Origin of the sequence: Nostoc sp. DedQUE07 (genome assembly GCF_034530975.2) — a bacterium.
In the GTDB taxonomy this organism is placed as follows: domain Bacteria; phylum Cyanobacteriota; class Cyanobacteriia; order Cyanobacteriales; family Nostocaceae; genus Nostoc.
The window spans coordinates 58,538-72,904 of sequence record NZ_JAVRCC020000003.1 but is presented as its reverse complement, the minus strand read 5'-3'; the positions used below and the strand labels follow the sequence as shown (position 1 = coordinate 72,904).

Sequence of the window (14,367 nt, the reverse complement as noted above, 5' to 3'; positions counted from 1 at the left end):
ATTCCCTAATGACCAATAACCAATAACTAATAACTAATAACTAATGACTAGCGCAGGTTCTGTAGATATCCAAATTCGCTTGGCAAGGGAGCAACTTACCAGGGATATTGCTGAACTACGGCGCTTGCTCAGTGGGCTACCAGATGTAGACCTCAACACCGATCCAGCTAACAGGGCAGCCTCTGCATTACAAGCTACCCTTGGGGGGTTGAGCGCCACCGCCGGACTTGCTTTATCAATCGTCGCGGACAAAGCCAAAGAAGCCGCGATCGCTTTTGATTCTGCAAAAGCCAAAGCAGCCACTCTGACCGAAGACAGTAGTGGACTGGCTAAGTCGATGCGCGATCTTTCGGCTGAGTTGGGTTATCAGTCTACGTCCACCGATCTCCTCAATAGCTCCTACGACGTTTTATCTTCGGGATATTCAAAAACTGCCGACGTTACCAACATCCTCAAAAACTCCACCTATGCTGCGATCGGTGGATTTAGTAACGTAAATACGGTTGCCGATGCAACGACTACAATTCTCAATTCCTACGGTAAATCGGTCGATCAGGCGGCTCATGTTACTGACGTTTTAATCGCTACACAAAACGCCGGGAAAATCACAGTTGCCCAGTACGCAGGGATAATTGGTCAGGCTGCAACTACTGCCGCACAAGCTGGGGTAAGTCTTGAGGAATTCTCCGCCTATGTGGCTGGTGCAACCGCTAAAGGGGTACAGGCTTCCAGTGCGGTGGCAGGCATCCGAGCGGCTATCACTGCGATGCTATCCCCAACTTTGGTCGCGTCCCGATTAGCTAAAGATTTGGGCGTAGATTTCAGTGCTGCGGCCTTGAAGTCCAAAGGATTGTCCGGCGTACTTGCAGACTTGAATGCTAAGGGAGCAGCTACTCCCCAAGTATTGACTGAGTTATTTGGATCGGTGGAAGCTGTGGCAGCAATCATGCCCAGCGCCGGACAAAACATAGAATTTTTCAACAAGAACTTAGCTTACATTCAAAACAGTGCTGGGTTGGCGAAAGACGCGGCTGACAAAGTTTCCAATTCTTTTGAGGGTCAGCTCAAGCGCTCTGCAAACCAAGCCAACGAAGCATTTGTTAGTTTAGGGCAGGGGATACTTCAGGTTGCCAACCCAGTTGTCGGAGCTTCAGCTAGTATTCTGCAAGCTTTCAATTCCCTGCCAGAACCAGTTAAGCAAACCTTGGGCGTGACCATCGGTTTAACTGGGGGAATGCTCACGCTGGGAGGAGCGATCGCAACTGTTGGGGCGCTGACTCCAATAGTTACGGCTGGGTTTGCAGCAAGCGCTGCGGCACTCGGATTAAATTCCGCCGCGACGACTGCCAATACCTCTGTTACTGCGGCTTCTGCTGCTGTCACCGGAGTTCTCACCACTGAACTTTCCTTGAGTAACTTGGCGCTGGCTGCCAGTACTATTCAGTCGGGGGTAGCTACTACAGCTCGCAATGTGTACGCCGCCGCGACGGGCACTGCTGCTACGGCTACTTTGGGGTTTGCTAGCAAATTGGCAATCCTGGCAGTGCAAGCGGCTTTGGTGGGTGGTGCTGTCTACGCGGTTTCTGAAGCTTTCAAGCGATCGGAAGGGGCCAAATTCAGTTTTACCGTTGAAGACAACACCCGGAAAATGCTGGAATTTGAAGCCAGTCTAAAAAAGGGAAGTTCTGCCCTCGGCGAAACTGCTACCAAAACTGCTACGGCAGCTAGTGGCTTCGATCTGCTGGGGCAAACGCTGGCGAAGTCTGGTCCAATTGAAGCAGCGCGAACCGGATTGGCTCAACTAGACCAAGCGCTTGGGGGAACTAGCGATGTCACTTCAACCTACGGAAATTCCTTAGCGATTCTCACTGCCGAGCAACGGGGCAATCAGTTGGCAATGTTTGCTTTGGATAAGCAACTCGATCAAACTGGGAAGACGATGGATGCCACCAATGGCATCTTAGCGAAATACGGTTTACTAACTGTTGACGCTGCTGATAAGCAACGGTTAGGTGCTGAAGGTATCAAGAAATTCAAAGATGAAGTTTCCGGGCAAATCAATGTACTTGATAAATACATTGATACCCTCAAATCACAAAAAGCTCCAACCATTGAACAGCAACAATTAATTGACGCAAGCATTAAGAATTTAGAGAGTCAAAAACAAGCTTTAAGGAAGCGCGTATTACAGGTTGAATCTGACACCGCAGCAAATAAGAATAATGCCCAATCTTTAAAAGATTTAATCCTTGATGTTGAAGCTTTGGGCAAAGCTTACGATAAATCTACCAAAGATATTGCTCTTGCTACTGATAAAAATAAAGCCAGTATCAATGAACAGATAGCAGCCGGAACTATTAACCAAGAACAGGCTAATACAAAGTTACTTCAAGCTGAGAAAAAAGGCTTAGATGATAGAAAGCAACTCATTGCGACTGAGATTCCTAAATTAGAAGCGGCTAAAGTAGGAGCCAAGCCGGAAGAAATTGAAAAAGTCAATACTAAGATTAAAGAACTTGAGGGCGAAAGTGCTAACCTGCGATCGCAGATTGCCCAAAACTTAGTATCTCAAAAAAAAGCAGCCAATGAAGAAGCTCTAAAAAATGAAGATACTATTGCTAAGGCTTCGGCTCAAAAAATCTTAAATACTGAAACTCAGAAGGCTACCAGTATTCGAGAATTACAACTCAAAGGTGTTATTTCGAGTCAGCAAGCGAGCGATCAAATTGATGCAATTAAAATTGCCAGCACCAAGAGCGAAATTGATTCAGAAGGAAATAAACTATCGCGTATTAAAGTCCTGAGAGCGCAAAATGCAATTACTGCTAAACAATTTGCTGAACAGGAAACAGAAATTAACAGTAATATTACAAAATTAAAGCTGAAAAGTATTGAGCAAGAAGTCCAAGCTCAAGAGAATGCACGGGAGCGCGAACTTAAGGGGATCGAAAGAGTTAATGCCCAAAAGTTGGCGTCAGTGGACAACAAGGTAGGTAGAGCAACTATAGGTATTAAACAGCAAGAAGCTAATGGTACTATTGATGCTGAATCTGCTGCGAAAAAAGTCCTGGCAGTTGAACAAGAAGCTGTCAAGGAAAGGCTTGCCTTAGCTAATAAAGAATATGTTCAAGTTGATTATTTAGAAGCAAAAAAACTCAAAACTAAGGAACAAGCTGCTGACCTGAGAACTGACATTGAAAAGCGTGTAGTCGCTTTATCTCTTGAGCAGGTGAATATTGAAGTTCAAGCACGAAAGGATGCGAACGATAAAATCTTAGCGGATTTGGATCGCAGTAATAAAGCCGCTGAGGCTAGTATTACTTTGAGTGCCAACCAACGTATTTTAGTAGCCAAGCAAACGCTCTTAGCTGCTGGAGATACGGATAAAGCGGCTCGTGAAGCTGCCGGACAATTAGCAGCTATTACAAGAGATTCAACCGCGCAACAACTTCAGTTATTAGAAAAGCAAGCTGCTGATGTTGACCGAAACGAAAAAAACAAAGTTATATCAGCTCAAAAAGCCGCTGAACTTCGCACTGGTCTGGAAGTCCAGATTTCTCAAAAAAACATAGAACTGATAGACCAGCAAATTGCCGAGGTTAATCGTCTCAAAGACGAGGCAATTAAAGCAATTCAAGAGCGGGCTGATGCTGATAAATCAGCTTTTGACCAGACGCTTAATCTGTTGGAACAAGAGAAGAATGCACGGAATAGTCTGATACAAGCCCAACAACAAGAGAAGGATTTATTAGAGAGTCAGCTAAATCTTCAAAAAGCGATCGCCGGACTAAATGAAGTAAAAGGACAGGGTAAACTTGCCTCGGTGGATCGGGCGGTAGAAGCACGTCGCAAACTTGATAGCGACCCTAATTTAGACCCAGGTGTAGCGTCAGTACTTAATGCTCAATTAAAAGCTTCGGGATTTGCTAACACTTCAGAAGCCGATATTTTAACTGAGCGGCGTAAATTACAAAACGAATTAGCTGAGGAACAAAATTCCGCTGCCCTGCGTGAAGAAAAAGCGGCTCGGACTTTGTTAGATATCGAACTAACCAGATCCAAACTAACAGCTGAAATAGCCTTACTCGAAGCTCAAATTTCTGACTCCAAGGCTAGTCAAGCCCAAATTCAAGCCAAGGCGAACCTGGAAAAAGCTCAACAATTGGGTGATAAAAATGCGATCGCCTCAGCTCAAAATGATATAAAAGTTGCAGATTTATCCAAAGAAGTAGCTGCCAAGTCCATCGATGCAGCCAAGCGCGGTGTAGAAATGCAAGGTGAATTGGCCGAGAATGCAAGGGAAGCGCTCGCAGCGCAACAAGAAGGGGCGCAAGTACAACGCGAGGCTGCCCATGCTGCTCAAGATCAAGCAGCGGCTTTGGAAATCGCAGAAGCCAGGGCTAAGGAAATTGCTCGGATTGAAGCCAAGGCTAAAGCTGAACGCGATGCAGCAGACAAGGCGGACGAGGAAAGAGAGTCCCGGATTAGGGCAAATCAAGAAAAAGCTACAGCCTCAGACAAAGGCGGGATATCCCCCGCATACGTTGCTCCAAGGGAGTCCAAAGCGAATGTTGTTACCCCTCCTAAAAACAGTAATTATTCCAGTCCCCTCAGTCGAAGCGCTGCCCCCGATCCTTTTACCAAGCCTCTATCTGCACTAGACAATAATCCATCGCCACAATTTCCTAATACCCCAATCAACGTCAGTAACGGTTTAGAAGATTTGGCAAAATGGAGCAACCAAGTGTCGGGTGCGATGGGGGAAGCTGGTAAGAGCAGCACATTGATGGAGTCCAAACTGTCAAACAAAGATGTAGTGACTGAACTGCAAAAGATGAACGGTAATTTGGTGGCGATCGCTTCTCGCCCATCTGCACTTAATGTAACTACTGCAAACCCCGTCAGCGATGCCGCAGATATTTACAGCAATATTTCTAAAAATGCGGTGAGGAGTGCAAACTTATGAGCGGTATTACCTTAATTTTGGACGGTCTTTCTGTCAGCTTCAACAATTTCCTAGACCCGAAATTCCCCAGAGCAAGGGCTATCGACGGGGGGAAATTGGAATATTCAGCCAACGGAAACGGCATCGGCGACGGGCCCGTTTTCGAGCAACCACATTTGTGGACTTTTAGCGTTTATTGCACCGAACAAGATATGCGTATTTTGGGAGCAATGTATCACGAATCCGACACCAGGCGCAGGCAGTTGCCCCAAATCAATACCGAGATTACCCTAATTGATAAGGTGCGAGAGTATCAGGAGCGATCGCCCAGAACTCGGGTAATTGCTCCCGGTGCTAACGAGGTAATGGTGGGTGCAAGCCACGTTTCCTATTTTGCTCAATTTCATGTTTGGTTCGTCTCCGAGCCAGAATTTGACAAGGCAGGAGACAAGCGAATCGCTCACCTTTCTTTTCAGGAAACAGAGAAGTTTGCAGTCTAGTTCCAGGAAAATTTTCCTGGTCTGAAGCTTTATATGGAAATATATTTTGAAAAAGCTGACTTAAAAACTATCAAAGCGTCTTTCGAGGAATCCGAGCATTCAGATGATGAAAAATTAATCATCCATTTCAATACGAATATTTTGATTGTAAAACATAGAGAGAGCATGAGCTTAGAAATGTACTGTTGTCTGGAAAATGGTGACAAGCAGTTGGTTTATTATTTAACGGGATGCTCTTATTATCTAGGCGGTTCGAGAAGAAAATCTCCAGCAGAAATGGCCGAAGAAATCAATGCAGCACTTGCGTATCACTTACAGCATTGGGGTAACTAATTTGTTAATTGATATAATAATAATGGATGCCTGCTGTGCCACTGGCTAGCTGCCAACAGTTGTACCCATGCGGATAATGCCGCAGATAAGGAGAGGTCATAAAGGAGTTGTGCGCTCCCGAAAGCAGGAGGGAGAAGCGATGGTATGCACATACCCAGTGGGCATCTTTTTAAATTTTTAATAATAGTAATCTTCCTCTTCCTCGTCGCCTCGCTTTTCTAGTTGGCAAGTCTCTAGTACTTCAGCGTCACACAAATTGCAGCAAGCCCCGGCATGATTCCATGAGGATGTAAGTTTGAACTCAAATTCAGGTTCTAATTCACCATCTTCAATCGCTTGATCGCACCAGGGGCATTCAATAGTCATGATTCTCCATTTTGCCATTTGGCAATTTATATTTACGGGCGATCGCCACCAACAATACCCTTCAAATGCTCATAAATTCGTAAAACTTTTTTTGCCATTTGGCAAGACTTAATAGTTAATGCTTTGCTAAAGCTTCTTCTTCGCACCGATCGAACTTCAGAGACGATCGCTTGCACTTTAGAAAAATTTCTTCTGCATATCTGTGGGCTAGCGTTACCAAATACCTCTGCGAGTAGCTTTTTCCAATTCCTCTGTAGTACTCAGTTCCATCCCAGATAAATCTAAAATAAGTATAATTCCTATTATCTTGTTTCTCAGAATAAACAAGCACAAATCCATACTTGGTCGCAACCTGACCCTTGGCATATTCGCGTCCGTCTTTCCATTCAACATCCCAGGCTGCGTAAGGCTTAACAGTTGATTCTTTAATGACATCCATGCCTTGAATTTTGGTTTTGGCTATCATCGAAATATTAGTTTTCATACTTTTAAAACGACCTTTTCTACCTCCCCAAATCTTACAACAACTTTCTCCACCAAAGTTCTATAAATTATTTGTTTTTCTCCATCCATGAGAGTCCGCCAATAATCCTTTTCGAGAAAAGTTGATAAGAGCTTTTCATTACTTGTATTTTGCTGCTGATTTTGAAGCGACAAACTATACTGCTTGTCTTTAATTCTGAAACGAAGTTTTTCTTTTGCGGCTTCAATATCCGCGTCATATCCAGCAATTTCATTGAGGGCTTGTAAGCGCGATCGCAATTCTCTAATTTCCGTTGGTTCAAGTTCTGCGCCGCCCCCAAATGCGTACTGTGTGGCAATTTTCTCCGCTGCGGTAATCAAAGCATTCACCACCGATTCCTCTGCTACTTCCATTCTTACCATTTGCTTTTGGGGACAGGCCCGCAAGCGCCAATTTTTGCATTGAAAGTAATAGTTAAGCCCAGGCAAATTACGACCGCGACTACCTGTAACGGAGTAGCAAGCACTGCGGCATTCACCACAAAATATCAACCCAGAAAGCGGATACTTGAGGGCAGTAGCTCCATAACCTCGGACTTGTTTATTGTGCTTGAGGATAGCTTGAATTTGCCCAAATTCCTCATCAGTTATCAGCCGTTCTTCTGGATGGGTATTGTATCGAATGTCCCAATCTTCGGGTTGCAGCCTCTGCCCATCGCGCTTACGAAGGTAACAGATATGCCCCCTAATTACAGGATTCAAAAGCCAGTCGCGCAAGCCTCCAGGACTGAATCGAAATAAGCCTTGAGCGTATCTTCCCTTGCCGTGGGAATAAGTAGTGATTCCGTAGCGCTCGTTGATGAATCTTAAGGCAAGTCGTAAAGTTTTCTCCTTCAAAAAAGCTTCGACTATTTCTCTGCCAATAGCCGCCTTTGATACCTCTTGCTTGGTTTCTCGCAAGCAGAGAAACGGGGAAGTGTCTAGCTGATGTTTCTCACTGGCTATTTTGTATCCGAATGGTGGATTTACAGCTGCAACTCGCTCTCTGACAAACTCCCAACCATTTAACACTCGCTCTTGAAGTCTCTCAACTTCCCCACGCGCGATCGTTACCAGAATCCGCGCGTGCATCCTCCCGCCGACTGTGGAAAAATCAATGTTGTCATCGAGTCCGCGACAAGGTATTTGGGCATCGAGGAATATATTGATCGCTTTTTCCATTAGGGCGTGGGAATCGGTCATGCGGTCGATCCGAATCATGATTACTTCGGATGTCTCACCATTTGACACCATTTTCAATATCTTGTTCAAACCCACTCGGTCATCTCTGGAGCGAGAGGCGATATCCCAGAAAACCTCGGTTGCCCCTGCCGATCGCAATCGCGCGATGTGTTGCTCTAAGGTGTGTGTCCCCAAAGTTTGTTCGCGCCTGGATAGTCGGGCGTATCCAGTGCGCCTAATGGCTGTTTTTTCAAAACAAATGTATCCAGATTTCAGCATTTTGTCAGCTTACCATTGTGATATCGTCCAGAAATTTCCGACATTAATAAGTACTCGTCATTGTCAGCTCATCCAAAAAAAGTACACCTCTGTGAGATAATGAGATTTCTCCAGGACGAGGGAAGCTACCGCCACCCACAAGAGAAGGCCCGGATGCCGAGTGGTGGGGACTGCGAAAAGGGCGATCGCGTACCAATGAACCACGATTTTTCAATAAACCAGCTACCGAATGAATGCGAGTCACTTCCAAAGATTCGGCAAAGCTCAACGGCGGTAAAATTCCTGGTAAGCGCCTTGCTAGCATGGTTTTCCCACTACCAGGCGGCCCGACAAAAATGAGATTATGCCCGCCAGCCGCAGCAATTTCTAAAGCACGACGCGCATGAGACTGTCCTTTGACATCATGTAAATCTGCGCCAGGGTAGGATACTGTTGTTGTCTGTGTTGTACTATCTATCTGTACAGGTTTGTAACGCCCCGGATTATTTAAAAAATCCACCACCTCAGACAAATGCTTGCAGCCGTAAACAGCCAAATCTTCAACCACTGCTGCTTCTTGGGCATTATCAGCAGGGAGAACTAAACCTGCAATTCCCATCTTTTGGGCTGCTGCTGCGATCGGTAATACACCAGCCACAGGACGTAAACTGCCATCCAAAGAGACTTCGCCCAAAAATAGATAATCCCCCAACAAATCAGCGCTAACTTGCTCAGAAGCCGCCAAATGTGACGAGATAAAAAAGTTGGATAATATTAAGGCTTGAAACCCTTACTATTCCGTATGTAGAAAAATTAAAAGTTGGATAATTTAATGAGCTTAAAGAAGCTGATACTGGTACATGAGGTAAAATCCGAATAAAAAAGTTGGATAATTTCTTGAAAGCATTGTAAATAAAGGCTTTAGGGGTATGAAAAATTAACAGTCGATGGCAGGGGAAAATATTAAGTTATGTTAAGATGCTATTGATATGAGAATCTTACTTAAATTTTGCTCAGTATACTGAGCAAGAAACCTTTGTATAGCAAGCTTCCAGTCACTATTGTTTTTCAAAAACCAAATACGAGTCCTGTATAGCGTGAACTATCAAATTATTCGCTCACATCACGCTTAGGACGTTGGAACGTGAAGGTAAAAGTGCTGTCACTTTGTATAACCTGACGAATCTCTTGGTACATAGGATAGTTACCAATCCCACTTAAATAAAGCCAACCACGAGTTCTGGTCATCGCAGTAAAAAGTTGGTTGCGTGCAGTAATATTGCTTTCATTCCGAGCAATATAATCTAAGCCAACAACATAAACTACGCTTGCTTCATTACCCTTAGCACGATGAATTCCTGCTATTGTCACGCTATCTGGATTCCAAAAACGGTTTGGAAAAACATTGTGCTTATTATCCGGAAAACAATTAATTGTTGGTGCAGTCGGAATATAATAATTCATTCCCGCAGCTAAAATATGATTAGCAGTTTGTTCTTGGAGCCTTTTGGTTTCAAAACTATTCCCCAAAACAATTACTAAAATATCCTGACTGGGATTTAGCTTTTCATCTTCAATATTATGCTTAATGGAATTAGCCAAAGCTTTAAGTTCGGCTTGCCGAGAACTGTAAGATTGAAACGATATCAGTTCTTTATCCCAAAGCGTCTGTATAGGATTGGGCGAATTTTCCTGGGGTCTTGTTAAAGTAACAGTTGCTCCAGGAATGCGAAAATCTCCTTGGGTTACTTGATAGCCAATTCGTTCCCAATCCTTTTTGTTGGTAATTCCTGCCAGCATTCCTTCGGGTCGCAGTAATCCCATACCCAAGGCTTGGGCAGCAGCGAGAATACACCTGGGAGTGCGATACGAACGTTTTAGAACGTGAGCTTTTCTAATCTTGCCAAGATAGAATCCCCCACTACTACCACCGATGATTTGACTGAGTTCGCTTCCCAAAACTTGCTTTGAAGTAGGAATTACTAAGCTGTTTAGGCTTTGTGCTTCATCATAAGCCCAAATTAATCGTCGCAGTTCTGGTGTGTTTGACTCTGGCGATCGTAAGGCTTGATACGCCATCCAATAAAATGGTTGTTTGCCTTGAAATTTCAGTGCATCGTCATCAATGATTAAATCTTGTCCTTCATCAATTAAGATGGCATCAAATTGTGGTGGTATTGTTGTAACTTCAAGCAAATCTCGACACGCAGCAGCTAAAGCCGTTTCTGGAGTGAAATTGGGGAAATGGCTCACATTTTTAGGTTGCACACGAGAAGCTTTACAAATCGTGCTGTACAGTCCTGGTTGCTTTGTTCCACCCCAAGCGTGCAGTACTTTAAGTTTTGAACTTTTAGCGTTGTAGCAAACCTCTCCGCCACTAAAGTAGCGTAACCACTGATCTATGAGTTCGATAATTAAGTTATAAAGACTTCGGGTAAAAAATACTAAAGCAATATCCCAATCTGGATGACGTAAATGCATCCGTGCTGCTTTCTGACAAAGCAAAAGTGTTTTACCCGAACCTGCCGTACCTCGAATGCGCTGTGGCCCTGGAGGTATTTGCATTCCAATTTCAGTTTGCTGCCAGTCAACCTCACTAATCCACTCACGCAGGTGAACGATAGCTTGACTACGCGGTGACGGTGTAGTGTTTTGGATGACTGGAGGCGTTTTCGTTGGTATCGGAGAGACAACTTCTTTAAGTAACTGCTGCCACTGCTGGTCGTTCAAAGTTGAAGCAGCATGACGAATAACCGTAGCATTATTAACAATGTAATCGAGTAAATCTGGTTGCCGTTCTAAATCATCTTTGAAGATAATCGGTGGGCAGGCTAGATGGTTATCGTCAAATCCTTTACCTCTCCAAGCACGGCGTGTAATTTTTGGTAGAGCTACAATAACTCTTGCTGCAACCTTCTCGTAAAGGAACGGATTTCTGTCGCAGCGATTTATGATACTAAACGCTTGTTTTTCAGCTTGCTCGATCGGAGCGAGGTATTTCTTGTGAAAACTAGTTATCATTTTCCATCGGTTAGCCTCAACATTTTCGATATCATTGATAGCGATAGATTTCACTTCGATGATGACTAGCCCCAAATCCATGCTAACAAGTAAAATATCCATCTCGCGGCGAGTTCGTTCCTCCTGGGAGAAAGCGCGGTAGCCCCATATCGCAACTCCTTCTCCTTGCATCAAGTTCTGACGAAGTGTGTCCCAAACGATTCGTTCGCCTTGATAACCTGCTCCACCAGTTGACTCGGTTTCAATAAACTTCCAAGCAACAACTTGGTTATTGGTAGCTGCAACCATAAATATAATTATTTAATGATTTATATAAAATACTGCTGAGATTTTAATTTAATCATCAGCTATAAATTTTGCATCGAAACGTTCTTACAATAATTAATTATTTTTAACTGTTAAATTCTAAAACGTCCAGATTAAAACAGTTAATTAAATATTTATAGATATTCGATACACCATCTCAATTATTGGGAAGACTAAAATTACCCTTCTCCCACCATAAATATATTTAATGGGTGTCTCTGGATAATGAACAGTCTTTTGAAAATACCGTCTTTACTGCTAGGACTGATAAAGCCAAAATCTAATAAGCTTGAAATCGAATGCTACGGTCAAGGTGATAGTGGACTGGATATGCAAAAAATTCAGCAGATTATAGAGTGGCTGTTTGCTAGTCTAATGAATGCAGGATACCTCGGTAAGTCGCATCTGATTTGGGATCTAGGCGAACAGGACTGGAAACAAGTGGCACTGACAGGACTTCTGAGAGATGAGCCAGTATTTTTATATCGTTGTAATGACAGACCTTCTTTACCACCTGAACACTGCTGCTGGCGCTTAATGGCAGAATATCCATCTTTAAGAATTTATCAGTTGGAAGTATTGGAGCGGTAAATTCTCATTTGATTATTTAGTTGTTATTTTAGTGACGGCGCAAACTTGAGAGAAGCAGCGGAGAAATAAAAGGGGAAGCTTTCGCACCTGTTGTTTCTATTGAGTTGTCTCCACTAATTATGTGGAAACGATTTGTGGATTTCAGTTTATCGAGTAGGTTAATAAGTTTCCATTAATTCGCCTCCACACAGTTAGTGGAGACTTTCTCAAGTTGCCCATCCTGCCGACTTGGCAATTAGTTTCCATTAATTCGCCTCCACACAGTTAGTGGAGACTCAAAAATCAAGCAGTAAGTCGGCGCCAACATCAAGTTTCCATTAATTCGCCTCCACACAGTTAGTGGAGACCTTATGGGTGCTTACCCTATTGAGATAGAAATTGAGGTTTCCATTAATTCGCCTCCACACAGTTAGTGGAGACCTGAACTAATGGGGCTTGCTATCACCACAAAGCGTGTTTCCATTAATTCGCCTCCACACAGTTAGTGGAGACACGATACCTCTTTCAATACCTTCTTTGAATTCTTGAAAGTTTCCATTAATTCGCCTCCACATAGTTAGTGGAGACTTACCACAGCGATCGCCAGTGTAGGACAAGTACCAGTAGGGTTTCCATTAATTCGCCTCCACATAGTTAGTGGAGACGTTTTATAGATAATGGCAGATAAAGTTAAAGGCGTTTCCATTAATTCGCCTCCACATAGTTAGTGGAGACCTGGCAAACACTCGATTCTTCCTTCGTATTCAGAATGTTTCCATTAATTCGCCTCCACATAGTTAGTGGAGACAGATTCAACTACTGGTAAATTTCCAAGGACTTATGTTTCCATTAATTCGCCTCCACATAGTTAGTGGAGACTTCTTATTCGACATTAGTACTCATCCCATACATGGTTTCCATTAATTCGCCTCCACATAGTTAGTGGAGACGTTAATCATCTTCACGATATTCTTCCAGAGTGGGGTTTCCATTAATTCGCCTCCACATAGTTAGTGGAGACGCTATCAACATACGTTTTATTTAGACAAAGATTTACGTTTCCATTAATTCGCCTCCACATAGTTAGTGGAGACAGCTGGGGGCTAGAAGCCATAAAGTAAAGGACTTACAGCGTCTATTTTCGCAAACCTGATCCAAAAGTACTGTTTCAGGCATTGCCTGTCAAGTTTCCCTTTCAATAAAGATGCTTCAAACATCTTCAGTGTAAGCTTTTCAGGGTTTCCGCGAACCTCCCTTGGGTTTATAATCGCTCAAGAATAGTTGCAGTAGGGGTTTGAGCCTTGAAAATTGGCATCTTTGAAAAAACAGCTATGGGTTCGCGGACTTTCCTATGGTCAAATAGGGGATGGAACTACATTGTTTCTATTAATTCCACTTTTCATTGGAGAAGCGACCACCTGAGAAGACAAACATCATTCAAGAAGTTAAGTAGTTTCCATTAATTCCACTTCTTATTGGAGAAGCGACGGTGAAATCAAAATGGATTGGGATTGCTTTTGGACGTTTCCATTAATTCCACTTCTCATTGGAGAAGCGACCCAAAAGACTCAGAACAAATAGCCGACTTAGAGCAAGTTTCCATTAATTCCACTTCTCATTGGAGAAGCGACAAGAAACTGAAGTCAGCAGCACATCAAAAAGGTATGTTTCCATTAATTCCACTTCTCATTGGAGAAGCGACACCTGAAGCACCATACTATTGGTATAAAAATGAGAAGTTTCCATTAATTCCACTTCTCCGAAGAGAAGCGACTTGTAACAGTAATAGCTTCTTACCGTGGACACGAGGGGTTTCCATTAATTCCACTTCTCCGAAGAGAAGCGACTTCGTTATCATCTAACCCTCAACGGTTATACGCCACAATGATTTTCGTTTCCATTAATTCCACTTCTCCGAAGAGAAGCGACCGCTTCCGTACTCAGGGCACCTTGCTACGCATTCCGATTTCCATTAATTCCACTTCTCCGAAGAGAAGCGACGCTCTATATGGAGCATACACTGCTAAGACCGCTATGAATATTTCCATTAATTCCACTTCTCCGAAGAGAAGCGACCCTCTTATTTAACCCCTTACGCAGCCTGATGTCCAGATGCCATTTGCGATGGGGTATAGGTCTACAGCTAAATTCAATCATATTACATACACATAAAAACCCTGAAACCCTTAAACAGCAGGACATCGGCGGGGTCTACGAGATAATAAGCATTACCCGCTTTTGCTGACCCCGCCGCAAGAGCTTCCACTCTAGAAAGCAAAAAGTAGATCCTTGACCATAGCAAAGATTATTCAATCACCAAAATACCTACAGAAATTCCAAATAATAGCGATATCGCATTCCAAGTTTCCGGCTATTTCTACACTC

The 14,367-nt window shown here is 43.5% G+C and carries 9 protein-coding genes, 1 pseudogene and 1 CRISPR repeat array; of the genes and pseudogenes, 5 read left to right on the top strand and 5 right to left on the bottom strand.

The window, feature by feature from the left end; all coding sequences use genetic code 11:
* The first annotated feature begins 43 nt into the window (after positions 1-43).
* From RMZ95_RS02910 to RMZ95_RS02900, 3 genes are read left to right on the top strand one after another with little or no spacing between them, the layout of a single operon-like run.
* Complete coding sequence (locus tag RMZ95_RS02910; RefSeq protein ID WP_322685714.1) at positions 44-4,966, top strand: phage tail tape measure protein; 4,923 nt, start codon at positions 44-46, stop codon at positions 4,964-4,966.
* Positions 4,963-5,445, top strand: coding sequence for a hypothetical protein (locus tag RMZ95_RS02905; RefSeq protein ID WP_322685715.1), 483 nt, complete (start codon positions 4,963-4,965; stop codon positions 5,443-5,445). The genes RMZ95_RS02910 and RMZ95_RS02905 overlap by 4 nt, the downstream gene beginning before the upstream one ends.
* A 33-nt stretch (positions 5,446-5,478) precedes the next feature.
* Entirely contained in the window at positions 5,479-5,778 is a 300-nt protein-coding gene (locus RMZ95_RS02900; protein ID WP_322685716.1) for a hypothetical protein, read from the top strand.
* Between the two features lie 177 nt (positions 5,779-5,955).
* Here RMZ95_RS02900 and RMZ95_RS02895 read toward each other — a convergent pair whose 3' ends face one another.
* The 5 genes and pseudogenes from RMZ95_RS02895 to RMZ95_RS02875 form a co-directional block, all read right to left on the bottom strand.
* Positions 5,956-6,144, bottom strand: coding sequence for a hypothetical protein (locus RMZ95_RS02895; RefSeq protein ID WP_322685717.1), 189 nt, complete (start codon positions 6,142-6,144; stop codon positions 5,956-5,958).
* Between the two features lie 115 nt (positions 6,145-6,259).
* Positions 6,260-6,628 (bottom strand): hypothetical protein, encoded by a 369-nt coding sequence (locus RMZ95_RS02890; RefSeq protein ID WP_322685718.1) that lies wholly within the window; start codon positions 6,626-6,628, stop codon positions 6,260-6,262.
* Positions 6,625-8,106, bottom strand: coding sequence for a fdxN element excision recombinase XisF (gene xisF, locus RMZ95_RS02885; protein ID WP_322685719.1), 1,482 nt, complete (start codon positions 8,104-8,106; stop codon positions 6,625-6,627). The genes RMZ95_RS02890 and xisF overlap by 4 nt, the downstream gene beginning before the upstream one ends.
* A gap of 61 nt (positions 8,107-8,167) precedes the next feature.
* Positions 8,168-8,830 (bottom strand): annotated as a pseudogene (locus RMZ95_RS02880) (ATP-binding protein); the annotation flags it as partial.
* Positions 8,831-9,195: 365 nt separating this feature from the next.
* On the bottom strand, positions 9,196-11,394 hold the full coding sequence (locus tag RMZ95_RS02875; RefSeq protein WP_322685720.1) for an ATP-binding domain-containing protein: 2,199 nt from the start codon (positions 11,392-11,394) through the stop codon (positions 9,196-9,198).
* A 243-nt stretch (positions 11,395-11,637) separates the two neighbouring features.
* On the opposite strand from RMZ95_RS02875, the gene RMZ95_RS02870 reads away from it, so the two are divergent.
* Together RMZ95_RS02870 and RMZ95_RS02865 are read left to right on the top strand one after the other, a co-directional pair.
* Positions 11,638-12,003: a hypothetical protein gene (locus RMZ95_RS02870; protein ID WP_322685721.1), complete on the top strand. Its 366-nt coding sequence runs from the start codon at positions 11,638-11,640 to the stop codon at positions 12,001-12,003.
* Between the two features lie 165 nt (positions 12,004-12,168).
* Positions 12,169-13,076: direct repeats of the CRISPR family, unit length 37 nt; unit sequence GTTTCCATTAATTCGCCTCCACATAGTTAGTGGAGAC.
* Between the two features lie 423 nt (positions 13,077-13,499).
* Positions 13,500-13,844, top strand: coding sequence for a hypothetical protein (locus RMZ95_RS02865; RefSeq protein WP_409882137.1), 345 nt, complete (start codon positions 13,500-13,502; stop codon positions 13,842-13,844).
* The last annotated feature ends 523 nt before the right edge of the window (positions 13,845-14,367 follow it).